Raw genomic sequence first — 24,937 nt, 5'->3', positions numbered from 1 at the left:
TGGGGGCGCGTCATGGATTTCGAACTGACTGAAGAGCAGCTGGCTTTCCAGCGCACGGCGCGCGCCTTCGCCGAGGGCGAGCTGGCGCCGTTCGCGGCGCAGTGGGATGCCGAGGCCACCTTCCCGGCCGAGGCGCTGGCCAAGGCCGGCGACTTGGGATTTTGCGGCATCTATTCGCCGGAAGATGTGGGCGGCCTGGGCCTGTCGCGCCTGGACGCCACCATCGTTTTCGAGGAACTTGCGGCCGCCGACCCGTCCACCACGGCCTATCTGACCATCCACAATATGGCGACCTGGATGCTGTGCACCTGGGGCGGCACCGCGCTGCGCGAGGAATGGGGACCGCTGATGACCAGCGGCCGCAAATTCGGCTCCTACTGCCTGACCGAGCCGGGCGCCGGTTCCGATGCCGCCTCGCTCAAAACGCGGGCCGAGCGCGCGCTGGACGGCTATGTGCTGAATGGCGCCAAGGCCTTCATCTCCGGCGCCGGCGTGAGCGATATGCTGGTGGTGATGGCGCGCACTGGCGGCTCCGGCGCGTCCGGCATTTCGGCCTTTGCCGTACCGGCCGATACGCCCGGCATCACGTATGGCCGCAAGGAAGAAAAGATGGGCTGGAACAGCCAGCCCACGCGCTCCGTCACTTTCGACAATGTGCGCGTGCCGGCCAGCCATCTGTTGGGCGAGGAAGGCGAAGGCTTCAAGATCGCCATGCGCGGCCTCGATGGTGGCCGCATCAATATCGCCACCTGTTCGGTGGGCGCGGCCCAGGGCGCGCTGAACGCGGCCCAGCGCTACGTCACGGAGCGCAAACAGTTCAACCGCGCGCTGGCCGACTTCCAGGCCATCCAGTTCAAGCTGGCCGATATGCTGACCGAGCTGGTGGCCGCGCGCCAGATGGTGCGCCTGGCCGCCACCAAGCTCGATGCCCAGGCGCCCTACGCCACCGCCTACTGCGCCATGGCCAAGCGCCTGGCGACCGACCTGGGCTTCCAGGTCTGCAACGAGGCGCTGCAGATCCACGGCGGTTATGGCTATATCCGCGAATATCCGCTGGAAAGGCTGGTGCGCGACGCGCGCGTGCACCAGATCCTGGAAGGCACGAACGAAATCATGCGCAGCATCGTGGCGCGTCATTTTCTGGCAACCACTTCAACAGGAGAGATTCGTTGAGCGACTACACCAATCTGGAGCTGGCCATCGAAGGCCACACCGCCCTCGTCACGCTGGCCAACCCGCCCGCCAACACCTTCACCCGCGACGGCCTGGCGTCCCTGGCCCGGCTGGTGCAGGACTTGAACGACAACCCGCGCATCACCAGCCTGATCGTGACCGGCAAGGGCGAGAAATTCTTCTCCGCCGGGGCGGATCTGAAACAGTTCGCCGACGGCGACAAGGCCATGGCACACGAGATGGCGCGCCGCTTCGGCGAAGCGTTTGAGACCCTGTCGCGCTTCCGCGGCGTCTCGATCGCCGCCATCAACGGCTATGCCATGGGCGGCGGCCTGGAATGCGCGCTGGCCTGCGATATCCGCATCGCCGAAAGCCAGGCCCAGATGGCCCTGCCGGAAGCCACGGTGGGTCTGCTGCCCTGCGCCGGCGGCACGCAGAACCTGCCGTGGATCGTGGGCGAAGGCTGGGCCAAGCGCATGGTGCTGCTGGGCGAGCGCGTGAACGCCGAAACGGCGCTGCGCATCGGCCTGGTGGAGGAAGTGGTGGCCAGCGGCCAGTCGCTGACGCGCGCCTTCGAACTGGCGCGCATGGCCGACAAGCAAAGCCCGACCAGCATCGTCGCCTGCAAGCGCCTGCTGCAAGGGGCGCGCAGCGCACCGCTGACCCAGGTGCTGCCGGTGGAGCGCGAAGCTTTCGTCGACCTGTTCGACTCCTACGACCAGGCCGAGGGCGTGAGCGCCTTCCTGGAAAAACGCGCGCCGAAGTGGAGCAACGCATGAGCGCTGCCGTTCTCTTCGACGAACTGCCAGCCGGCGGCGGCAAGCGCATTGGCATCGCCACGCTGAATGCGGAGAAGTCGCTCAACTCGCTGTCGCTGGAGATGGTGCATGCGCTGACCGAGCGCCTTACCGTCTGGGCCCAGGACGACGGCATCACCGTGGTGCTGCTGCAGGCGACCGGCGACAAAGCCTTCTGCGCCGGCGGCGACCTGCAAAACCTGTACGCGTCGATGCGCCAACATCATTCCTCGCCCGAGCGTGACGATGCGGCGGCGAACCAGTACGCGGCCGATTTCTTCCGGCACGAGTACCGCCTCGACTACCAGATCCATACCTATCCCAAGCCGCTGCTGTGCTGGGGCCACGGCATTGTGATGGGCGGCGGCATCGGTCTGATGGCCGGCGCCAGCCACCGCGTCGTGACCGGGCAATCGCGCCTGGCCATGCCGGAAATCTCGATCGGCCTGTTCCCCGACGTGGGCGGCAGCTGGCTGCTGTCGCGCATGCCGGGCAAGACCGGCCTGTTCCTGGCGCTCACCGGCGCCCAGGTGCGTGCCGCCGACGCCCTCTTCCTCGGCCTGGCCGACCACGGCATCGCCCAGGAAAGCAAGGCCGCCGTGCTGGCTGCCCTGCTGGAGCAACCCTGGAGCGGCCAGCGTGCCGACAACGACCGTCTGCTGACCCAGGTGCTGCGCCGCCACGCTGACACTGCCCTGGCCGAAGCCGGCCCGGTGCAGCAGCATTTCGAATTGATCAACCGCCTGTGCGGCGCGGCCAGCCTGGCACAGATCGTGGCGGCGCTGAGCCAGCACGCCAGCGAGGACGCATGGTTCAACAAGGCCATCGCCACCCTGCGCGCCGGTTCGCCCGGCTCCATCGCGCTGTCGCATGCCTTGCAGCAGCGCGTGGCGGGCCTGTCGCTGGCCGACGTGTTCCGCCTCGAATACATCGCCGCCCTGCACTGCGCGGCGCGGCCCGATTTCGCCGAAGGCATCCGCGCCCTGCTGATCGACAAGGACGGCAAGCCAGGCTGGCAGCCGCCCACGCTGCAGCAGGTCAGCGCCGACTGGCTGGAAGGCTTCTTCGCCGCTCCGGCATGGCCGGCGCACCCGCTGGCCGATCTGGGCCGGCCGCTGTAAGGTCATGACAAAGTATTTATAGAGGAGACTATAAGCATGAGTAATATTGCATTCATCGGCCTGGGCAATATGGGCGGGCCGATGGCCCTGAACCTGGTCAAGGCCGGCCACCGCGTCAATGTCTTCGACCTCTCGCGCGAAGCCGTGGGCCGCCTGGCGCAAGCCGGCGCGCTGGCCGCCGGCAGCGCCCACGCCATACTCGAAGGCGCGGAGATCGTCATTTCCATGCTGCCCGCCAGCCAGCATGTGGAAGCCCTGTACCTGGGCCAGGACGGCATCCTGCCGCAGATCGAGGCCGGCGCGCTGGTGATCGACTGCAGCACCATCGCCCCGCACAGCGCCGTCAAGGTGGCGCAGGCGGCGGCCGCGCGCGGCCTGACCATGATCGACGCGCCGGTATCGGGCGGCACGGCCGGCGCGGCAGCCGGCACGCTGACCTTCATCGTCGGCGGCGCGGCCGAAGCGCTGGAACGCGCCCGTCCCGTGCTGGCGCAGATGGGCAAGAACATCTTCCACGCCGGCGCCAATGGCGCCGGCCAGACCGCCAAGATCTGCAACAATATGCTGCTGGGCGTGCTGATGGCCGGCACCGCCGAAGCCCTGGCCCTGGGCGTGGCCAATGGCCTCGATCCCAAGGTGCTGTCGGACATCATGAGCAAGAGTTCGGGCCGCAACTGGGCGCTGGAGCTGTACAACCCCTACCCCGGCGTGATGGACAATGTGCCGGCCGCGCGCGGCTACCAGGGCGGCTTCGGCGTCGACCTGATGGTGAAGGATCTGGGCCTGGCCGCCGAGGCGGCGCTGGCGGCGCGCGCCGCCATTCCGCTCGGTGAGCTGGCGCGCAATCTGTATGCCCTGCACAGCGGCAGCGGCGCGGGCGCGCTGGACTTTTCCAGCATCCTGCAACTGCTGCAAACCCCGCCGCGCGGCTAAACCGGCGGCCGGAAAAGGCGCGCGGCCCGCGGCACGCCGCGCGCAGTTCAGCCCCCGATTTTGACCTTTCGTCGCATTCCGTGACAGACGGCTGGGCAAAACGCTAAAATTTCCATTCTGCAATCACGCCACAACCAGAAAAAGGAAAACCTCATGCGCTTGCCAATCGCCTTTGCCGCCCTGCTCGCCCTCGGCGGCTGCGTTATTGTCGTTCCCGAAAATGCCCAGTACAGCTGGCCCGCATCCGGCCCCGGCATCAATGGCGATGGCGTGATTACCAAGGAAACCCGCCCAGTCAGCGGCGCGGCCGCCCTCGATATCGACGTGCGCCGCCGTATCGACCTCGATGTCGATATCCAGATCGGCAAGACCGCCTCGCTGCAGATCGAAGGCGACAGCAATCTGCTGCCGCGCGTCTTCATCGACGACAAGGGCCCGGTGCTGCGCATCTGGACCGACGACGACCTGCGCAGCACACGCCCGATCCGCATCCGCTACACTGCGCCGCAACTGCGCGAAGTGGAAACCAACGGTTCGGTGCGCGTCCACATCGACGGCCTGAACGGCGGCGCCTTGAGCCTGGCCCAGCGCGGCTCCGGCCGCATGGACTTGCGTGGCCGCGTCGACCAGCTCGACATCCACAACGCCGGCTCGGGCAACCTGACCGGCGAAGGCCTCGACAGCGGCGCCACCCGCGTCACCATGAACGGTTCCGGCAAGGTGGATCTGGGCACGGTGCGCGGCGAGCATCTGCGCGTGGCCATCCACGGCTCCGGCCCGTTCAGCGCCAACGGCAATGTGCGCACCCTGGACGTCAACGTGCATGGCTCGGGCGGCGCCCGCCTGTCCGGCCTGCGCGCCGAAATCGCCGACCTGACCTGCAATGGCTCGGGCAGTATCGTCGCCTCGGTCTCGGACAAGCTGCAAGCTTCGACCAACGGTTCCGGCAGCATCACCGTCTACGGCAACCCGGCCCAGCGCAGCATCAGCGGCAAACGCACCAGCGTCGTTCAATAATCGCTCCACGTTCTGGGAACCCGGTTCCCAGAACGTGACAATGTGCGCATTTTCGGTCCTGGCCGATCGGCTATAGTTGCGCCCCTGCCCATCTGCCGCCGAGAAATGCACCCGCCCGCGCTCCCGCCAACAATCCATTCACATCCTTATGCCGCCACGCTGCTATGCGCAGCCATGTTGGTCTTTTATGCTCCGGCGCACGGCGAGGAATCCCGTAACCTGGCGCAGTCCCCAGAGGGTTGCATCGGTACGTGGCCACCATCTCTCCATGGCCGGCCAGGCCATGTTCGAGTTGAACTGAAACTCAATCCTCAAGGCCAGTTGCTGGACTCGCGCATTCAAGCATCGAGCGGCGAACCGGCTTTCGAAAATGCCGCATTGGATACGGTCCAGCATTGCCGTTTCAAACCAAATGAACAGCGCCCAGCTTCCGGGACATGGCATCGAATGGAGTTTCACTGGCAGCCTGAAGATGAAAGTAGCAAATTTCACAATATCGAACTCTTCGAAGAGACCCGCACCAATGCCGAGCGCGGCAATAAAGTGGCGCAGTACAATCTCGCCGACATGTATGCGCTGGCGATCGGCACGCCCCGCGACGAGCAAGCTGCGCTTGCATGGCTGCAGAAGGCCGCCGAGGCCGGACATGCTCAAGCCCAGGGCCGGCTATGCCTCGCCTATCGGGATGGCGCGGGCGTTGGCAAGGATCTACAAACAGCCATCCGCTGGTGCCAGGCTGCGGCGGACCAAGGATGGGCTGAAGCTCAAACCGATCTGGCTCTTTTCTATTACGACGGGAATGGCGTAGCGCAGAACTATGCCACGGCCATCGCCTGGTACGAGAAGGCTGCCAATGCAGGCTATGCCCATGCCCAAGCTCGGCTGGCCCAGGCGTACGCGGCCGGCATCCATCTCAAGCAGGACGCCATCCTTGCCGTGCAGTGGTATCAAAAGGCCGCCGAGCAAAACCATCGATACGCGCAGCACAATCTCGCTATCGCCTATTTCGACGGAAAAGGCGTTCCCGAAGACAAGGCTCAGGCGCAGGTCTGGATGCGCAAGGCTGCGCGCCAGGGCCTGGCCACGTCTCAATATGTGATGGGCAATTTTTTGATCAACGGTTCACTTGCCGACCAGGCCGAAGCGATTCTCTGGTACCAGCGCGCAGCCAACCAGGGCAATTCCGCGGCTGAGGCCAAGCTCGCTCAGGCTTATGAAAACGGCCAGGGCAGGCTAATAGATACCTCCCTCGCCTTCGACTACTTTAAGCGGGCAGCAAGCAAATCCCACCTGAAATCCGTGCGGCGCATGGTCCAGATCTACGAAAATGGCGAACTGGGCCAGGTAAAGAACGAAGCTGAAGCTGCAATTTGGCAAGCCCGATTGGCGGAGCTGAGCAAGGACGACAACAAGTAACTGCCCAGGGGCCAAGGCGTGCCAGTTTGGTGCGGCAAGTCGCATCCGCGCCACAGTCCGCAGGGAAAACGCCGGACTGTGACAATGTGCGTATATTTTCTTGCTTTTGCACAATATAGTGGCTGGCTTCTGTAACTTGTTGTCATTGCAAATGCATAAACGCCTGTCCCTGCTCCCTCTGTGCGCCGCCCTGCTGGCCAGCGCCAGCCTGCTTCCCGCCCACGCCGCCAGCAAGCTCAATCCCCCCGGCACGACCGAACCGGCGCCGCTGGATATCAGCTGCCTCAACCCGGCCCCCATGCAGAAACCGCAAAATGGCGAGTTGAGGCTGGCGGTGCAGATCAGCGTCGATGGCTTGCTGCTGGAGACTGTGTTCCTGGCGCCCGGCAATAATGAAGAACAACGGCAGCTGGCCCTGGCCAGCGCCCGCAACTGCCGCTACCGGCCTGGCAGCTCGCCGGAAGGCCGGCCCACCGACGCCTGGACCGAATTGGGCTTCCGCTGGGATATCGGCCCGGCTTCGGCAAACCCCGTACTGATCCAGCAGCTGGCGACCCAGCGCGCGGCGGCCGAGCAAGGCCAGGCCGCCGCCCAGTATGAGCTGGCGCGCATGCTGGAATATGGGCGCGGCGCCCCGGCCGACCCGGCGCAAGCGCGGCGCTGGTATCGCGCCGCGGCCGAACAAGGTTTTCCCGCCGCCCAGTTCTCCTTGGGACGTGCTTATGCCAAAGGCTACCTCGGCCTGGAGCGCGACAACGCCGACGCCCTGCACTGGCTGCGTACCGCTGCCGCCAACGGTTCGGCGGAAGCGCAAAACTATCTGGGCGCGATGTACCAGCGCGGCGACGGCGTTGCGCGCGACAGCGGCGTGGCCGTCGGCTGGTACAGCAAGGCGGCGCACCTCGGGCTGGCGGTGGCGCAGAATAATCTGGGCGTCATGTACTGGCGCGGCGAAGGTGTGGAAAAAGAGCCGGCCATGGCCTTCGCCTGGTATCTGAAAGCGGCGGCGCAAGGCGAAGCCTGGTCCATGTACAACATCTCCTACGCTTATACGCATGGCGTGGGCATCGGACGCAATGAAGCCGAAGGCAGGAAGTGGCTGGAGCGCGCGGCGGAACGCGGCAATAGCGGCGCCCAGGTCCAGCTGGGCTATGCCCTGATGCAGGAGGCCCAGAACGAAATCGAGCAGGCCGCCGCCGTGGCCTGGTATCGCAAGGCCGCCGAACAAGGCAATGCATCGGGCCAGAACAATATCGGCTACGCCTACGAGACCGGCAAGGGCGTGCCGCGCGACTACGCGCAGGCGCTGGCCTGGTATCGCAAGGCCATTGCCCAAAACAACAGCTATGCGCAAAGCGCCCTGGGCGGCATGTACGAAGAGGGACGCGGCATGCCCAAGAACCTGTACGAAGCGGTGCGCTGGTACAGCATCGCCTCGGCCCAGAACAATCCAGAGGCCATGCGCAAGCTGGGTATGCTGTACGAGGCCGGGCGCGCACTGGAAAAAGACCCGGCGCAAGCCTTCCAGCATTTCACGGTGGCGGCCGAGCGCGGCGACAAGATTGCCGTCGAACGCCTGATCCGCGTCTACGAAAACGGCGAACTGGGACAGGCCGCCAGCAAGGAGCAGGCCGAGAAGTGGCGCGGCAAGCGCCAAGCTTGCGCGGCGCCGGCCGGCAATGGCGGCGCGCAGTAAGACGGCGCAGGACGCCGCTCTGCCCTACTCGATCATCACGCGCAGATCGCGGCCGGTGGTCGCCACATTGCCCGCGTAGTCCGAGGCCAGTATGCGCAAGGTGTACTGGCCCGGGGCGATATCCGCTACCTTCCACATGCCGGGTGTGATCTGCCCGTCGCTCAGCGTGTTATTCAGCACATATGCAAAGCGCGTGGTCTTGCTGCCGTGGACCGTGATGCCGCTGTTCGGTGCATAGGCGTACTTGACCGCCTCGCGGTTGCGCGGCAGCCGGTCATAGACCTGGGCCATGCGCGGCTCTTCATAACCGGGCGCCGGCCTGCCGTCGGCCTGCAGCAGCTGGTAGCCCAGCTTGTACAGACCCAGGCGGCGGCGCGCCAGGTTTTCGTCCATCTGGTCATACGCTTCGACCACGATACTCAGCTCGCCCAGCTCGCGCGAAACGCGCACCGGATTGCCATGGCCCAGCGGCAGCTTACGGTCCTTGCGATCGTACAGCGCGATGCTCTCGATGCGCGGCGCCACCGTGTCGCGCAGGCCGATGAACGGCAGGCTCAAAGGATTGCGCGCCCCACCGTTCGGTGCGTAATCGAGGTGGACATGGGCCATGCCATTGACCGTGCCCAGGGTCTCGCCCGTATCGAAGCGGGTGCCGCGCCGCACGCGCACGCGCTCCGGCTTGCCCTTCTCGTCGGCCAGCAGCTGGAAACGCGCATCGAGCGCCTTGTTGGCCGGCGTGCGGCCCACGCGCATATGGATGTAAGACAGGGAACCAAGATGCAGGCCTTCGGACAGAGTACCGAAGCCCCAGTTCGGCAGCGGATCGACAACCTTGGCCGGCGCCACCGCCAGCACGGGCTGGCCGACTTCGGCCTGGACATCGAGGCCGGCATGGAAGTGGTGCCGGCTCTCGCCTTCGAAATCGCCGCGCACCTCGCCCATCACGCCCACCACCTCATGCGGCTCGCTCTGCGGCGCCACGGGCCACAACATCGGCTCCTTGCGCGCTGGCGGCGCGGGCTGCACGATGACGGGCACGGACTGGCCCTTCTCGGCCACGGCCAGGCGGTGCAGGCGGAAGGTGCGCGCGTCCGACACCAGCACCGCGCCGTCCGCAGCCACTGCCACGCCGCGCGGCGCGTACAGGCGCACCTTGCCGTCGCTGCCGTAGCCCGGCTCGGGCGGATGATCGAGATCGGGCAGCGCGTCGTATTCTCGGTCCGGCGCGACCTGCACCACATGGCCTTGCGAGCCGCTGACAACGTAGAGGAAGCCGTCATGCGTGACCGTGAGCGCCATCGGTTTTTTCAGGATGTGCTGGCGCGCTTCTTCCGGCGCGCTGACGATGGTGCTGACCAGTCCATCGGTGCCGAGCTTGCGGATGGCGTCATTCAGACTGTCGGCGATATACAGATTGCCCAGGCCATCAAGGGCGATGCCGCAGGGCGTATCGAATTGCGCCGAGGCGGCCGCGCCATCGGTGAAGCCTGGCTTGCCGCTGCCCGCAACGGTCGTGACCACGCCATTGGGCGCGATGCGGCGAATGCGGTCGTTATAGGTGTCGGCCACGAATACCGCGCCGTCGGCATCGACCGCCACGCTCAGCGGCCCATTGAACTGGGCCTCGGCACCCTTGCCGTCGGCGTAGCCGGCGATGCCATTGCCGGCCAGCGTAGAGACGGTGCCGTCCGGCGTGATTTTTCGGATGACGTGGTTGCCGGTGTCGGCCACATACAGATTGCCCTGCTTGTCGATGGCAAGACCGGACGGCGTGTTGAACGCCGCCTGCGCGCCCTTGCCTTCCGCATAGCCTTCGGCGCCGCCTGCCAGGGTGCTGACCTGGCCATCCACGCCGATCTTGCGGATGCGGTTATTGGCCCCGCCATCGCTGACATAGATATTGCCGGCGCTGTCGGCCACAATCCCATACGGATCGGCAAAGCGCGCCTGGGCCGCAGCCCCGTTGGCATTGCCGGCCACGCCATCGCCGGCCAGATTATGCACGCGCGCCGTCCACAGCCTTGGCGTGCGGCGGATGCTGGCCGCTTTCGGCGCCGGCGCCTGGGCCGTTTCGCCCGAATGCATCACATAGTAGACAGTACAGGCGCTGGCGAGCGCAGCGCTGACGGCGATGGCCGCCACGGTAAGGGGCAACTTGGATTGGGACATCGGCAATGCTCGCGAGAATCGAAGCCGAAAGCTTACCCCATTAATAATCCCCAAACAATTTCTATTTAGAAATTATTTACTGCGAATAATAAGATCCCCGTATAATTTTCCCCATAGTTAAACAAGGGGGTAGCAATGGCGGGTTTGAATATCCAATACGCGCGCAGATTAAAGCCCTGGATGATCTTTGCCTTGCTGCTAGCCATGGCAAACAGCGCTTGGGCAGGGGCAAAGCCGGCCGGCTGGGTGCTTTCCTATGAGGGAAAATCGAGCAACGCCTTTATTTGGGATAAACGCGCCAAGGGATTGATCAAGAATAGCGTTCCACCCAAGATCGCCGACGAGTTGCTGAGCGCCCTGGGCGGTCCACCCGACCCGGTCGTGGTTGTGAAACAGCGCTACGTCAGCGTTTCCGCCTGCGTCGCCCATGCCTGCATGGTGAAGGGCATGTTCTGGTTCGACAGCCAGGAAGGCGTGGGCATCGGCGTCTATCTGGACGAGGATTCCTTGACGCTCGCCTCAAGCGGCTTGCGGCCGGAAGAAGTTCCGGCCATTGCGCGCAAGGCCATCACGGACTGGTTGAGCGACGTCGAGGTCCAGCCCAAGCAGGCGCAGTACCTCGCGCCGAACGGAGACCTTTCGCCCATCGCGCCAACCCAGTTTATCCGCCCAACATACCGCGCAACGCCGGAAGGCCCGTCCTTTGACTGCCGCAAGGCCGGGACCGCGATCGAACGCAGCATTTGCAGCGATGCCCAATTGGCGAAGCAGGATCTGGAATTGGCCGCCCTGTTCAATGAAATCCGGCGCGGGAACGATACCGTCGGCGCGCGCGACGAACTGCGTTCGTTCCAGCTCGATTGGCTCAAGGACCGTGACGCGAGCTGCAAAAAATCGGCCGCCATGGCCACCTGCCTCCATGAGCAGTATCGGCAACAGCATGACCGGCTGATGCACTGGACGCCGAAACATTAATGCGCAGCGAATGAACAACGCCGTTTCCATTGACGATCTTTCCGTTGTCGCCAGGCAGTGCATTGCCGTCACCTGCCTGCAGCGATTCTGCCGGCGCTATCAGATCGCGCATCCGGCCTTGTCGCAGTTCATCGACCACGTATGGAAAGTCGGCCAGGCAGACCGCGAGACATTTGTGGCCTGGGATATGGGTTTCAGCGCGCTGCCGATTACCGGTCTAGGCGATGAATGGCCGGAAGACGTGCGCGCCGCCATACCCGAGGACATTTATGACACCCTGGCGGGACTTGTCGACCATGTGCTGGAAACCAGCGCCTGCACCTGGTATGGTGGCGACCTTCCCACGACGAGGCGGCAGCTGGAAATCGTGCTGTCAATCTGCGAACAGCATGGCGTCGTCAAACCCGATTTTCGCCAATACACCCAGGCGCAAGCGCAATTGCGCGGCGGCTGGGGGCCGGTATTGACGGACGAAGAGATAAACGCCTGGCGCGGCCTGGCCTGAAAAAATCAAAAAGGAATGGATATGGAAGTCGGCATTCACGCCAATATGGTGGACCAAACCACAGCGACGTTGGCTCGCGCCCTGCGCCCCCTGCTGGACGAGCTGAAGGAGCGGCTGCGCGGAGACTATGGCGGCCAGATGGAACATTTGTGGATCGATCTTGAGCTGTTGCAGAGTTTTGCCCGGCCAGACGGCCAGCCCAGCCATCCCTTCCGTTTGCAGAAACGGGTATCCGGGCGCGCGCGCATGGGCCTTCCGGCCATTCCCGACAGCTTCAACGTGGGCCATTTCAGCGTGCGGCCGGACTTTGCGCTGCTGGCCGCCATGCCGGAGCAGGAAGCGATTCCCTATGTGCTGACCCTGATCCATGAAACCTCGGCCCTGCTGCTGGAAAAACAGAAAAGACTGGGCGGCTTTGACGCCGTGAAGTTCAGGGCGCGCTTCCGGGAGGAGTGCGCCGCCCTGGGCTATACGCTGGTCACTGAAACTACGGCCGCCATCTAAAGCCATGACCAAGATGTAGAAACAGCCGGCTTTTGACCCTTCAAGGAGAAATGGCATTCGCGTCGCAATCTGTCTTCTACTGCTCTCGGGCGCTGCGAACGCGGTTACGCCGCCGGAGCAAAATCCGGGCGCGCATTGGCCGGCCATGGGCGAGCCGAGTCCCGCATGCCAGGCCAGCCTGACCCAGGTGCGCCAGCACCTGGCGACATTGCCGACCACCTCGCTGATGGCGGTGCGCGATGGACAGGTGCTCTTCAGTTACGGCGCCGTGGACCGCGCCAACCAGGTCTATTCCGTGCGCAAAAGCGTGCTCGCCATGCTGTATGGCCCTCCTGTCGCCGCCGGGACCATCTCCCTCGACAGCAGCCTCGCATCGTTGGCTATTGACGATGTCGGCGGCCTGCTGCCGCTCGAACGCAGCGCAAAGGTGGGCGATCTGCTGGCGGCGCGTTCCGGCGTCTATCACGTGGCAGCCAATCCCGGCGACGATGCGGAAGCTGCGCCGCCGCGCGGCTCGCAACGGCCCGGCACGTACTTCTTATATAACAACTGGGATTTCAACGTCGCCGGCACAATCTATGAACAACTGACGCGGCGCGACATTTACCAGAGCTTTGCCAACGAATTGGCACAGCCCCTGCAATTTGAAGATTTCGCGCTGACGCAGCAGCGGCGCAATGGCGATCCCAAACGGTCGCGCCATCTGGCCTACCACTTCCATCTTTCGACCCGCGATATGGCCCGCCTGGGCCAACTGATGCTGCAAGAAGGCCGCTGGAATGGCCGCCAGCTTCTACCCGCCAACTGGCTGGCGCGCATCACCACGCCGCTGACGCGCGCCGCCGACATGCGTCCCCATTCAGCTGCGCAGCGCCAGCTCGACTACGGCCTGATGTGGTGGATACCCGCCCTGCCCGGCGATTCACCGCTGGCCGGCGCCTATATGGCCTGGGGCTATTACGGCCAGTTCATCCTGGTGATCCCAAAACAGTATATGGTCATCAGCCACCAGCGCGCGGTGACGGCTGCTGAAGGAAGCGCGCCGCGCAAGGTCAGCCCCGCCGAATTTCTGCGCATCGCCACTATGCTGGTGCAATCGCCATGCCTTTAAGGACCGTTGGGGGAGGACTTAGGTGTTGGCGGGATAAAAACACAGACCTTGGACATGAATCTCCAGACCCGCGCCGACGGTGGGAATAAATCCGCCAAGCTCACTTGATTCTATGGTGATGAACTCCTGGCCGGTTCGCAGATGGAGGTCGATTACCGACGACTCAGAATCAACCGGAAGCACATTGTGAACTCGGCCACGAACGACAACGGCATTCCGAATTACCGCGCTGGCCTGCATGCAGGAGTCTTCGTCTTGAAAGTCTGGAAGTTCTCGCCAATCGGCGACATCCTGAAATGACATCTCCACCAAGGTCTGACATCCCAGAAGCGGCGCCAAATTTTCCCTGCTTCCATTCACGAGCGCTGCGAAGACATGAGCGCCGTGCTGTACTTGGGCATGCGTTAAAGAGCCATGCTCAACACCGAGTTGTACAACCGTAATCGACATTTAATAAACCCCATAGGGCATGGGCCAGTAACTTAGCCCTTCTTCGCCTACTTGTCGCAGATGGGCATCTTCACTGCGAACCATTTCTTCGAGTGCCGCGCGAGATTCATTCGTGCCAATACGGGCCAATGCAAAAGCACATTCCCTTTGGAACCGGCACCAACGATCCCATTCGACCAGGGACTTGAATTTCGTTCTCGCCGCGCTGGCGATGGCGTCTACAACGCTTGGATTTCCTATCAATCCCAGCTCGAAAACGATGTTTTCATGCGAGCGATGCCAATCCTCTAAAAGAATATGCGCCAGCAGGGGCGCCGCAGAGAAATCTCGATTTACCGCGCAGACCGTCTCGCTAAGTTCGTCAGCGTCTCGACTAGCCGCTACTTCGGCCAAAACACTCAAAATACACATATTCGGTCCAATCTCAATGTTGACAGTCTCCTGAACCGGCTCACCAAGCAAGTCCGGTCTGAGTGCTTAGCCCGGACCAGACTTGGCGCCCACAAGTGGACGAAATATACACTCAAGTAATAGTGAAGTTCAATGCGGATTCATCGCGGCGAAAGTTTCGTCATACCGGCCATCCCGCTCGGCCCAGCGGCGGGCGCGGTCGCGCTCGACCAGCACTTCGCCGCGCGGATGGCCGCCAGCCTGCAGCAATTGCATGACCTCGGCCACATACGCCGCAAGCGGCATCGCGCGCGGGTCGGAAGCCTGCTGGCTTCCCGTCAGCCCGGTCTGGACATAGGGCGGCGCCAACTCCAGCACTTCGAGCGGGAGATGCCGGAGCTGGTGGCGCAGCGATTGCAGCCAAGAGTGTAAAAAGGCCTTGCTGGCGCAATACGCCGGGAAATCGGCACGGGGAATGAAGGCGAGGTTGGAGCTGGTCGCCATGAGCGTGGCATGGGGCTGCCGTTTCAACAGCGGCAGGACGGCGGCCGTGACGCGCAGCACACCCATGATATTGGTGTCGATGATCGCCTGGGCGGTGGACGCATCCCAGTCCTCGGCCCGCATGTCCTCCGCGCGCGAGATGCCGGCATTGGCCACCAGCACATTCAAGTCGGGAAAGCGCGCCCGGACTTCTTCCAGCAGATGCGCCAGGGAGGTCGGCGCATCCAGATCCAGCGGCAAGCCCACGATGCCGGGCCGCTGCGCGGTGATTTCCTCCAGCAGGGAGAGGCGCCGCCCCGTGACGATAACGCGGTTGCCGCGGTCATGGAAGGCTTCCGCGAGGGCGCGGCCGATGCCGCTGCTGCCGCCGGTGATCAGGATGGTATTACCGGTCATTTGCATGATGTTGTCGCTCCATAGTTCGGTTGAGGCCGTAAGCTGATGGTGCGAGCGTGCCGGATCGGCAAAGAAAGCGGATCTGCTCGCAACCTCAGATTCCTGGCGCAGCCATTGCCAGGAATAGATGTGAGGCCATCAAGCAGCGGATGGGAGTGGGAAGAGCAAGCGTACCAATGGCCTCAGTATCGAGAACTCCCCGCTGGAACCTACTCGATAAAGGGCGCGTTGGATGACGGTAACGCCTACGACAGTCTATGCGCAACAACTGTGGCCGCAGTCTGGCGCGGAAGGCTGGCCTTGTCAAGCCAGAATGAAAAAAGCAAAAAAAAGCCCGCTACGGGAGCGGGCTAAGTCTATTTCCTTGGAGGAGAATAGAGGAGACAGGTGAAGTATGCTGCGCTGCGCAAAACTCGTCTACTTTATTATAGTGATACGAGATATTGCCACAGCGCATAACATGCGGAATGATGGTTATTTGTCATTCACATATGGCAACACGCGCGATGCCAGCCGCGTGTCGGTCTTCAACAAGCCTACCTCGTCGGCCAGGATGTGGACGGCTTCGTTCAGCAGCACATCCTTGGCCGCTTTCGCCGCCTTTTCGGCATCCAGCTCGGCCGCCAGGCTGCGCTCGTCGGCCTGCAGGCCGTCGTCGGTGCGGATGGCGCCCTTCATCGCGGCGGCTTGGCGCGCCGCTTTGGCGCCGGCCGGCTTGGCCGCGATGGCCTTGTTCAGCGCGTCTTTCGGATCGGGCACCAGGATCGGATCGTCCGGCGACGGGGCGGCCGTCAGGCGTGCTTCGCGCAGCTTGGCACGGCTTTCCTGCTGGTCGCGCTCCTTACGGCGCGCCGCTTCGTTCAGGGAAATCAGGTTTTCCTTGCGCTGTTTTTTCACCAGCGCGATTTCTTCCTGCAGGTACTGGAAGTCCTTGTCCTTGGCGACGCGCGCCTCGTGCTTTTTGTCCAGCATCGGCACGATTTCCTTGAGTTCGCCTGCCGGAATGTAGACCGCCGGCTTGATGACGGTATAGGGCAGCGCGTTGTCATAACTCGATTCGCCGAAGTTTTCGGCATCGGCCATGCTCGGCAGCTTGATGTCGGGCGTCACGCCGCGCAGCTGGGTGGTGCCGCCGTTGATGCGGAAGAACTGGGCCACCGTGATTTTGAGCTCGCCATAACGCGGTTTTTCGCCCTGGCCGAAGCGGTCCAGCTTGTACAGCGACTGCACCGTGCCTTTGCCGAAGCTGGCCTCGCCGATCACCAGGCCGCGGCCATAGTCCTGCAGCGCGGCGGCGAAAATTTCGGAGGCGGAAGCCGAGCCGCGGTTGATCAGCACGCCGACCGGGCCATCCCAGGCCAGGCCGGGATTGGTGTCGCTTTCGACTTCGACGCGGCCTTCGGCATTGCGCTGCTGCACCACCGGACCTTTGTCGATGAACAGGCCGGTCAGCTCGACCGCCTCGTTGAGCGAGCCGCCGCCGTTATTGCGCAGGTCGATCAGCACGTTCTCGACCTTGTCTTTCTTCAGCTCGGCCAGCAGGCGGGCCACGTCGCGCGTGGCGCTCTTGAAGTCGCGGTCGCCTTTGCTGCGCGCTTCATAATCCTGGTAGAAGGTCGGCAGCGAGATCACGCCGATGCGGCGCTTGGCCGTGCCGTCGCGCACTTCCATGATGGTTTTCTTGGCCGACTGCTCTTCCATGCTGATTTTCTTGCGCACCAGGGCCACGGTCACGGGCTTCGGATCGGTGCCGGCGTCGGCCGGCAGCACTTGCAGGCGCACGGTGGAATCCTTGGTGCCGCGGATCTGGGCCACCACATCGTCGATGCGCCAGCCGAGGATATCGGTCACGGGGCCGGACTCGCCCTGGCCCACGGCCACGATGCGGTCGCCGACCTTGAGCTTGCCGGACAGGCCGGCCGGGCTGCCGACCACGATTTCGCGGATCACCGTGTATTCGTCGCGGGTCTGCAGCACGGCGCCGATGCCTTCCAGCGACAGGCGCATCTGGATGTCGAAGTTTTCCGAGGCGCGCGGACCGAGGTAATTGGTGTGCGGCTCGATCGACATGGCGTAGGCGTTCATGAAGATCTGGAACACGTCTTCATTGTTGAGCTTGCGCGAGCGGCTCAGATAGCCCTCGTAGCGCTTGTCCAGGGTTTCGCGGATGGCTTTTTCATCCTTGCCGGCCAGCTTCAGGCGCAGCCAGTCGTTCTTCACGCGCTTGCGCCACAGATCCTTCATCTCGGCTTCGGTGCGCACCCAGTCGGCTTTTTCGCGGTCGTACTGGTAGCTTTCCTCGCTGGTGAAGTCGAATTTGCCCTTCAGCAGTTCGCGGGCATAGCCCATGCGCTCGCTGAAGCGCTGCTGGTAGAGGTTGTAGATGGCAAACGGCACCGTCAGGTTTTCGCTGATGATGGCGTCGTCCAGGCGGCTCTTGGCGTTGGCGAACTGGTCGATGTCGGCCTGGGAGAAGAACAGCTTTTCGCCGTCCAGCGATTTGAAATAGCGGTCGAAGATCTTCTCCGACATCGCGTCGTCCAGCGGAGTGGCCTTGTAATGGATGCGTGACAGCACGCGCGAGGCCCACAGCGCCGCTTGCGGCTGTTGCGGCGCCGGCTTGAGCACAGCGTCTGGGGTCTTGTCGGTTTGCGCGGCGCCCGCATGGGCGGACAGGACTGCCAGTGCCATGGTGGCCAACAGCATTTGCTTCTTCATCGGCTAACTCCGGAACGTAAATAAACTCAAAGTAATTCTACAGTATGAAACGCCAGAGTGAGCCTGATGACTTAAGAGTGAATTAAGCGCATGCCGTCTCCCGGTCAAATAGCAACGCAAAGTGGCCGGTTTGACATCGTTGACGCCTGATCTTGGGCAACTTTTCCGGCAATCAAGGTGATGACGCGGTCGGCGCTGGCGATGGTTTCCGGCCGGTGGGCGACGATGATGCGCGTCATGCGCAGGGCTTTCACGGCCGTATTCACTTGGTGTTCGCGCGCGATATCGAGGTGGCTGGTGGCTTCGTCCAGAATCAGGATGCGCGGCCGCTTGTACAGCGCGCGCGCCAGCAGCACGCGCTGCTTTTGGCCGCCGGACAGCACCGTGCCCATATCGCCCACCAGGGTGTTGTAATTCATGGGCATGGCGGCGATTTCGGTGGCGATGGCCGCCATTTCGGCGCATTCGCGTATCCAGGCCATATCCGCCTGCGGGTCGAAGAAGCTGATATTGTCGGCAATCGAGCCGGCAAACAGCACATCGTCCTGCAAGACCGTGCCGACCATGGCGCGCAGCGGCCCCAGACCGACCTGGCGCAGGTTCTGGCCGCCCAGCAGGATGTCGCCCTCGCCCGGCGGCAGCACGCCCAGCAGCACATTCAGCAAGGTCGATTTGCCGCAGCCCGAAGGACCGGCAATCGCCACCGATTCGCCCTCCTCGATCTTCAGCGAGACACCGGACAGCACATACGGCTCATGCGGCGCATAGCGGTAATGCAAGTCGCGCAGCTCGATGCTGGCCGGCACGGCTTCGCTCTGCTCGGGCGCCAGGCCGCTGGCCAACGATTCCGGCTCGGCGTGCACGATGTCGGCCAGGCGCTCGCCCTGCAATTGCAGCATTTTCAACTCATACAGCTTGTCGATCAGGGAGGCGACGCGGCTGTCGAACTGGCTGCGGTAGGCGCTGAACGCCATCAGCGCGCCGACGCTGAAATCGCCGTTCAGCACCAGGCGGGCGCCGAGCCAGATGATCAGGGTATTTTCCAGGCCGAACAGCAGGCCGTTCAGCGTCTTATAGAACAGTTGCAGCTTTTGCGTGCGCAGGTCGGCATTAATCTGATTGACCAACAGGGCCAGCCAGGTGGCGCGCCGCTCGTCCTGGCGCTGGAACAGCTTGATCGCCTTCACGCCGCGCACGGTTTCGAGGAAATGCGTCTGCTGGCGCGCGGCGTGGATGATTTCTTCCTCGGTCGCATTGCGCAGCGGCCGATACCAGATCCAGCGTCCCAGCGCGTACAGCAGCATGGTGCCGACGGCCACCATGCCCAATTGCACGCTATAGATGAACATCATGAGCAGGATGACGCTGGTCATCAACCCGTCGAGCACGGCTTCCAAAAAGGAATTGGTCAGGCTTTTCTGAATCTGGTCGATGGCGCTGAAGCGCGACACCACATCGCCCAGGTGGCGCTTTTCGAAATACTGCACCGGCAGGCGCAGCAGGTGCGAGAACACATTGGCGCGCCATTGAATGCTGAGCGTGGTGCCCAGATACAGGATGACCCAGGAACGCACGCCGCCAATCGCATGCTGCATCAGCACCAGCAGGCCGAAGCCCAGGGCCAGCGTGCTCAGCAAGTCGCGGTTGGCCGTGACCAGCACATTGTCGACCACCCATTGCAGATAAAACGGCGCGACGATGGCAAACACTTCCAGCGCCAGCGCCAGTAAGATGATTTGGAGCGCCGAACGCGCCAGCCCCGTCACCCGTCCCACCAGGCTGCGCAGCTTGACGCGCGGCGCCGCCTGCTGCGGCTGGAAGGCCGCGCCGGGCCACAGCTCCAGCGCCACGCCGGTAAAGCAGCGCGACACCTCGTCCATCGCCACCACGCGGATGCCACAGGCGGGATCGTGGATGGTCAGACTGTTCTTGCCGACCTCCTTCAGGACCACGAAATGGTTGAAATTCCAGTGCAGGATGCAGGGCAGGCGCAGTTGCGGCAAGCCCTCCAGGTCCAGCTTCAGCGGCCGCGCCGCCAATTCCAGCTGCTGCGCCACCTGCATCAGGTGCGAGAGATTCACGCCTTTCAGCGAAATCGGAAAGCGCCGCCGCAGCCCGGCCAGGTCGCAATGATGGCCGTGGAAATTGGCCACCATGGCCAGGCAGGCCAGGCCGCATTCGGTCGCCTCGGTTTGCAGCATCAGGGGCAGACGCGCGCCAAAGCCGAAAGCCAACTTGTCGGAAAATGACATGGACATCCTTTCAGAATCGGCCGCTCAGGCTATATAGGGGTTCCAGCGCCCATTCATACAGGCGGCGGCTTTCCTGCAGCACGTCGGCATCGACCAGCATGCCGGCCTGCAAGGCTTGCGGCGCGCCATAGGCCTGGAAAGCTTGCGCGGCCAGCTCGACCGTGATGCGGTACTGCGCCTCGCCGCCCTGTCCGGCCATGACGGCGACGGCCTCGGCGATCTCGGACGGCGGCAGCGCGGTGCGCGTGACCGAGGCCACTACGCCCTTGGCATGGCCGAATTTCTGGTAAGGGAAGGCCTGGTAGCGCAGCAGCACCGCATCGCCCGGCTTGACGAAACCGATGGCCCGGCTCGGCGCGTACAGGTGGGCTTGCAGCTTGGCACCATCGGGCACGATGCTGAGCAAAGGCTTGCCCGGCTCCACCGTCTGCCCTTGGGCGGCCACCACGGCGGTGGCAATGCCGCTCTGCGGCGCGGTGATCACGAGGCGGCGGCGTGCCTCGTTTTCCGCCAGCTCCACGCCCGCCGCCGCGATATTGCGCTCGATCTGGGCCAGCTGGTTTTGCTGGCGCAGCGGCACGCTGGCCAGTTCCGCCTCGGCCGCCGCCAGCTCGCGGCCGGTGTTGATGCGCTCGCGCTCCAGCTCCTGCAAGCGCAGCTTCTGGTCGAGGAAGTCGGCCTGCTTCAGCTGCAAGGTTTCGCGCGCAATGTATTTTTGCGCAAGCAGCCCATCATAACGCGCCACCGTCTCCTCGCTGAGCCGGACGCGCGCGCGCTGGCTGTCGATCTGGCTGTCGAGCTTTTGCATCTCCGACTGGCGCGCGGCGATGCGCTTGACCAGGGCCGCGCGCTCGTCCTGCTGTACCAGCCGCGTCTTCTCCAACTCGCCGTGCAGGGAATCGAGGCGCGCGCCCACCTGGCCGCTGATGGCGGCGTGGGTCAAGCCCTGGGTGCTGCTCTGGCGCTCGCCCGACAGCACATACAGCACCTCGCCGGCGCGCACATGCTGGCCTTCGCGCACGCGCTTTTCCGTCACCACGCCGGCCTGCGGCACCTGCAGCTTGAGCAGGCCGCTGTCCGGCACCAGCTGGCCCAGCACGGCCACCGAGCGCGTATAGCTGCCGAAGGCCAAAAGAAGCAGCGCCGCAGCCGCGCACAGGGCAGCGGCAGCGCTGAGAACCGTAAACGAGAGCGGCCGCACCAGCACCACCTCGCCCAACCATTGCGTCTGCTGCGCGTTGAGCGCAACGGGACGGAAGATCTGGTGCGTCGCCATGGCCGCTCACGCCGTCACGCGCACGCCGAACTGGTAAGCCGGATCGGCCAGCACCGGATCGGGCGCATACACATGATGCTCGTTGTCTTCCTCGAACATGCGCTCGTAGTGGCGGTGCTTGACGATGGCGTCCATCTTCACCGCGCCACGCCGTGGCTTGTAGACAAAGTCGGCCGAAGGCGCCACCAGGAATTCGGTAAAGGCGTCCAGCAGCGGCAGGTCGGGGCAAAGCTGTTCCAGCCACAGGAACTGGCCTTGCTCGTTAATTTCGAGGAAAACATACTCCCCCGAGGCATCGACGATGAAGTCGAAGCTGCCGAACAGGATATTCAGATTTTTCATCATGGTGCGGCATTTGGCCACCACGTCGCGCGGCAGAATGCAGGGCTGCACTTTCAACTGCTCAGTGGGAATGCCGCGAAAATCGTCGGCGCCGCGCGCATCGGATTGGGAGTCGATACGGATCGCGAAATAATGATTGCCCATGAAGGTGGCGCGTATTTCGCATTTCTTGCCGATGCGTTCCTGGAAAATGCCGGGAACCATTTGTAGCATCCGGTCCGAGGCCAGCGCTTCGACATCGATTGTTTTGGTATTGGCTTTATATAAGGTATCGCCATCCAGCCAACGCATGGGGAAGAAGGTTTTAAAGATGGCGCCTTGCGGCATATTCGTCACGAAATTGCGGATTTTGCCCGCGTCATTACCGAACAGCGAACGCGGAATGCGCAGGCCGGCCTTTTTCGCCTCGCATAACTGCACGATCTTGTTATTGGTGCGCGCCCGCGATTCCCAGTGGTTGACCCACACCGCTTGCGGGCCGAACAGATAAGGGAAGGATTGCCAGAATACTTCGCTTTCGCGGCTGGCGGCCGGCACATCGTCCGGGTGCAGCCAGGCGCTGGGCGCCACCGGCCGCGCCGGACGGCGATACCACACGGTGTCGAAGTCGAAGCGCTGCAGGCGGATGCCGGGACCACGGATGCTCAGCGCCAGATCGGCTTCCGGCCCGATGCTGCAGCACACCGCTTGCAGCGCCGGAAAGTCCGAACCGAACCAGCGGCAGCTCTGGTGCCCCTTATTCTGCAATGCGGTTTCGACAATGATGGCATGCTCATCCATCGCTCTCGTCGCAATAAATACCTTGGCCATGCTGTTCTCCGGTCGAAATAGGTGGAGGGGAAGCCAGGCTTCCCCTCGCACGTTTGGCTGAATCAGGCGTCGCAAGCGTCAGGCACGCCATTGCTGCAGGTGCAGCGTGGGCGCTGGCCGCCTGCCACTTCCTCGATTTCCTCCAGGCTCAGTTCCACGGCCATTTGACGGCCCAGAATGCGCTCGGCTTGTTCGACGTTTTTATCGGTGGCTTTTTTGATTTGTTCCATTTTAATTCTCCTGTGAATCGGGTTAATTCCCGTTGAATTTAGATTTGCCAAATTTGGCAACTCCCATATCGCCTCTCAATTCACCTTTCTAATCAGTGCTGCGAAACGATGTGTGAATCATACGAGTCCGATTTCACGATAATGTCCTGATAGTGTCATCAAAATGTCATAAGCCCGGGTATACAGTATTTCTACTGCAGTATTTCTACGGTATATCAAGAAAACGCAAAGGATATATTAACTATTGGAAATAGTATTTTTCTTTGCGAAAATAATGAAAGTACAGAAATATGTTTTGATATTTACGCAATCACACTCATCGCTAATATCCTCACAGAGATAAGGAAGGCCAGATCGCGGCTGGTGCCCAACTTCGGTTAAGCTAGCCTATCCCGACAGCGAACCAACCTTGCCATCGGATGATGGGAGTATGAAGTTCAGGGGTATGCTGGTTGGGATTGGGCTGATGGGGGAGTATGACTGGGCTGCAGAGGGACATATCTGCTATCGTTGACGCAAGCGCAGATGCTACATAAGTGTGTACGCCGGCCGTAGTGGAAGTGCTGTAGTTGGAACAACCAACGCAGGGATAGCACAAACAGACTTCTGAAGTAAGTGGAGCGTTACAGTAATTTTTTGAATAGTGCTTACCGCATCAATCGATGTTGACAGTGAATTTAATATGCGCGCTCAACGGTTGAGCAAAAAATGAAAACCATAAACAACTCACAATACATCGTTTTTCTTGTTCATCCCGAAAAAGATTTCATATCACTACTTGTTCGAGCATTCGTCTTATCATTCACCATAATTCTAATTATTAAGCAGACCAAGGATGACACGCCCCTGCCTTCTTTAATTTTCCTGACAGCAACAATGTTGCTTTTAATGATTTCCTTAATCCTTTCGTTTCGCCAGGAAGAACTAAAGATTTCATTTAGAACACTTCAAAAAAAGGAAAATAGCATAACACTCAATGACATCTCGCTTATTGAAGTCAATCCTTCACCTGCCTACCTGTCAAACTCATGGAGGCTAGAATTTTTCTCCTTCGGCCGTGGGCGATTAAAAATAACAACTAAAGAAAAAACTGTCATTTATTTTGGGCGTGGAATAAAGAATAAGGAAGCAGAAGAGATCGCAGAAACTTTACGTGCATTGTGTCAAACCATAGACAATCCCATCCATAGAGAACTCATCTATGAAAAAAGCATGACTTCACATACCAGGAACAACTCGAGAAAAATATGGGGCTATAATTTACGGCTCAGCCGTAGAGAGCGGCGCCATTCTCTGCCGCATTTGATGCTCAGTGACCAGCCTGGTTATGCTGCCCGGCTCGGCGAGTTCGCCGCTTGCCAGCGCGCGTAGCTCGGGGGAATGAATGCCCTTCAAGGCGGCGGCGCGCAACTGTTCCGCCTCGGCATCCCTTCCCAGCCCCGTCAACGCCTTGCGCCGCAGGATGACATTACCCATGAATCCTGTCAGCTCCGCCGCCAGGCGCGGCGCATTCCCGTGTGGCGGATATATCGGCAGATCGCGTGCCAGACGGTTCAAATCAAGCAGGCTATCGAGCGGATTTTTGATGTATTGAATTGCCAGGGCATAATCGCCAGCCTCCACAATGGCAGGCAGGGCGCGGTGGATCTCGTGGCGCACGAGGGCGGGATTGTGCGCCAGAAGCTGCGTCACCAGACGGTAAGTGGCTCGGCTATCCTGCAAAAACTGATTCATGTCGACGATGACGTGAAAGCGGGAAATCGGCATGAAGCCATCGGTGCAAAAGATCGAATCGCCTTCAAGCAAGCGGCGCACTTGCTCATCGCGCTCGCTGATCATTGCCGTGCGCGCCGCAACATGCTCTTCCACCAGCAGCCCCCACTCGAACATGGTGATGAAATAGTCCTGGCGCGTGTCTTTGGCGCCGGTAGCGATCCGCTCAAACTGCTGCTTCACGATACGCAGCGCCTCATCATGGCTGCCATCGCGGCGCACCTGAGCAGCCGTCAGCATCTCGGGCTGGATGACGGGGGCGGCATTCGCGAAGAGCGGCACTGCAAGGCATGCCAGCAGCAAGAGCGATGTTTTCATAGCGGCCACGGTCGTAGTATTTAATGAAACGACTATACCCGGTTGCCAGCGCAGAAAATAC

Annotated in this window: 21 protein-coding genes; 11 read left to right on the top strand and 10 right to left on the bottom strand. The window is 62.2% G+C overall.

The genetic code is table 11. From position 1 onward, the window contains the following. The first annotated feature begins 12 nt into the window (after positions 1–12). The 7 genes from FHS03_RS21265 to FHS03_RS21235 all read left to right on the top strand — a co-directional run bounded on the left by FHS03_RS21265 (position 13) and on the right by FHS03_RS21235 (position 8,153). Positions 13–1,173 carry an acyl-CoA dehydrogenase family protein gene (locus FHS03_RS21265; protein WP_183442932.1) on the top strand — a complete coding sequence of 387 codons (1,161 nt, stop codon included), beginning with the start codon at positions 13–15 and terminating at the stop codon, positions 1,171–1,173. Next, positions 1,170–1,952: an enoyl-CoA hydratase gene (locus FHS03_RS21260; RefSeq protein ID WP_183442931.1), complete on the top strand. Its 783-nt coding sequence runs from the start codon at positions 1,170–1,172 to the stop codon at positions 1,950–1,952. Before FHS03_RS21265 ends, FHS03_RS21260 begins: the two co-directional genes overlap by 4 nt. Then, a complete protein-coding gene (locus FHS03_RS21255) occupies positions 1,949–3,091 on the top strand; it encodes an enoyl-CoA hydratase/isomerase family protein (protein WP_183442930.1) in 1,143 nt (380 codons plus the stop codon). The genes FHS03_RS21260 and FHS03_RS21255 overlap by 4 nt, the downstream gene beginning before the upstream one ends. A 36-nt stretch (positions 3,092–3,127) precedes the next feature. Beyond that, positions 3,128–4,024, top strand: coding sequence for a 3-hydroxyisobutyrate dehydrogenase (gene mmsB, locus FHS03_RS21250; protein WP_183442929.1), 897 nt, complete (start codon positions 3,128–3,130; stop codon positions 4,022–4,024). A gap of 153 nt (positions 4,025–4,177) precedes the next feature. Then, the gene (locus FHS03_RS21245; protein WP_183442928.1) at positions 4,178–5,041 is read left to right on the top strand and encodes a head GIN domain-containing protein; all 864 of its coding nucleotides are present in this window, start codon (positions 4,178–4,180) and stop codon (positions 5,039–5,041) included. A 174-nt stretch (positions 5,042–5,215) separates the two neighbouring features. Beyond that, positions 5,216–6,457 carry a TonB family protein gene (locus FHS03_RS21240; protein ID WP_183442927.1) on the top strand — a complete coding sequence of 414 codons (1,242 nt, stop codon included), beginning with the start codon at positions 5,216–5,218 and terminating at the stop codon, positions 6,455–6,457. 151 nt (positions 6,458–6,608) lie between these two features. Next, positions 6,609–8,153 (top strand): tetratricopeptide repeat protein, encoded by a 1,545-nt coding sequence (locus tag FHS03_RS21235; protein WP_183442926.1) that lies wholly within the window; start codon positions 6,609–6,611, stop codon positions 8,151–8,153. Between the two features lie 24 nt (positions 8,154–8,177). On the opposite strand, the gene FHS03_RS21230 is transcribed toward FHS03_RS21235, so the two are convergent. Next, positions 8,178–10,322, bottom strand: coding sequence for a gluconolaconase (locus FHS03_RS21230; RefSeq protein ID WP_183442925.1), 2,145 nt, complete (start codon positions 10,320–10,322; stop codon positions 8,178–8,180). Between the two features lie 135 nt (positions 10,323–10,457). Between FHS03_RS21230 and FHS03_RS21225 the strand changes: the two genes are divergently transcribed. From FHS03_RS21225 to FHS03_RS21210, 4 genes are all read left to right on the top strand, one after another. After that, a complete protein-coding gene (locus tag FHS03_RS21225; protein WP_183442924.1) occupies positions 10,458–11,297 on the top strand; it encodes a lysozyme inhibitor LprI family protein in 840 nt (279 codons plus the stop codon). Between the two features lie 10 nt (positions 11,298–11,307). Beyond that, the gene (locus tag FHS03_RS21220; protein ID WP_183442923.1) at positions 11,308–11,802 is read left to right on the top strand and encodes a hypothetical protein; all 495 of its coding nucleotides are present in this window, start codon (positions 11,308–11,310) and stop codon (positions 11,800–11,802) included. A gap of 21 nt (positions 11,803–11,823) precedes the next feature. After that, positions 11,824–12,306, top strand: coding sequence for a hypothetical protein (locus FHS03_RS21215; protein ID WP_183442922.1), 483 nt, complete (start codon positions 11,824–11,826; stop codon positions 12,304–12,306). 145 nt (positions 12,307–12,451) lie between these two features. Next, positions 12,452–13,417 carry a serine hydrolase domain-containing protein gene (locus FHS03_RS21210; protein ID WP_183442921.1) on the top strand — a complete coding sequence of 322 codons (966 nt, stop codon included), beginning with the start codon at positions 12,452–12,454 and terminating at the stop codon, positions 13,415–13,417. A gap of 18 nt (positions 13,418–13,435) precedes the next feature. Here the strand turns inward: FHS03_RS21210 and FHS03_RS21205 are convergent, their stop codons facing one another. From FHS03_RS21205 to FHS03_RS21165, 9 genes are all read right to left on the bottom strand, one after another. Further along, positions 13,436–13,867 (bottom strand): hypothetical protein, encoded by a 432-nt coding sequence (locus FHS03_RS21205; RefSeq protein WP_183442920.1) that lies wholly within the window; start codon positions 13,865–13,867, stop codon positions 13,436–13,438. Then, positions 13,868–14,278, bottom strand: coding sequence for a HEAT repeat domain-containing protein (locus FHS03_RS21200; RefSeq protein WP_183442919.1), 411 nt, complete (start codon positions 14,276–14,278; stop codon positions 13,868–13,870). A gap of 129 nt (positions 14,279–14,407) precedes the next feature. Next, complete coding sequence (locus tag FHS03_RS21195; RefSeq protein ID WP_183442918.1) at positions 14,408–15,163, bottom strand: SDR family oxidoreductase; 756 nt, start codon at positions 15,161–15,163, stop codon at positions 14,408–14,410. 468 nt (positions 15,164–15,631) lie between these two features. After that, the gene (locus FHS03_RS21190; protein ID WP_183442917.1) at positions 15,632–17,875 is read right to left on the bottom strand and encodes a carboxy terminal-processing peptidase; all 2,244 of its coding nucleotides are present in this window, start codon (positions 17,873–17,875) and stop codon (positions 15,632–15,634) included. Between the two features lie 104 nt (positions 17,876–17,979). Then, the gene (locus tag FHS03_RS21185; RefSeq protein ID WP_183442916.1) at positions 17,980–20,127 is read right to left on the bottom strand and encodes a peptidase domain-containing ABC transporter; all 2,148 of its coding nucleotides are present in this window, start codon (positions 20,125–20,127) and stop codon (positions 17,980–17,982) included. A 10-nt stretch (positions 20,128–20,137) separates the two neighbouring features. After that, complete coding sequence (locus FHS03_RS21180; RefSeq protein WP_183442915.1) at positions 20,138–21,403, bottom strand: HlyD family secretion protein; 1,266 nt, start codon at positions 21,401–21,403, stop codon at positions 20,138–20,140. A 6-nt stretch (positions 21,404–21,409) separates the two neighbouring features. Further along, positions 21,410–22,555, bottom strand: coding sequence for an MvdC/MvdD family ATP grasp protein (locus FHS03_RS21175; protein ID WP_183442914.1), 1,146 nt, complete (start codon positions 22,553–22,555; stop codon positions 21,410–21,412). 62 nt (positions 22,556–22,617) lie between these two features. Then, entirely contained in the window at positions 22,618–22,785 is a 168-nt protein-coding gene (locus tag FHS03_RS21170) for a hypothetical protein (protein WP_176345826.1), read from the bottom strand. A gap of 1,260 nt (positions 22,786–24,045) precedes the next feature. Further along, positions 24,046–24,876, bottom strand: a complete 831-nt coding sequence (locus FHS03_RS21165) for a hypothetical protein (protein ID WP_183442913.1) — start codon at positions 24,874–24,876, stop codon at positions 24,046–24,048. Between the last annotated feature and the right edge of the window lie 61 nt (positions 24,877–24,937).

This window comes from Pseudoduganella violacea (assembly GCF_014191875.1).
Lineage (GTDB): Bacteria > Pseudomonadota > Gammaproteobacteria > Burkholderiales > Burkholderiaceae_D > Rugamonas > Rugamonas violacea_A.
The sequence above is the reverse complement of the archived record's forward strand: the minus strand, read 5'-3'. Positions and strand labels throughout refer to the sequence as shown.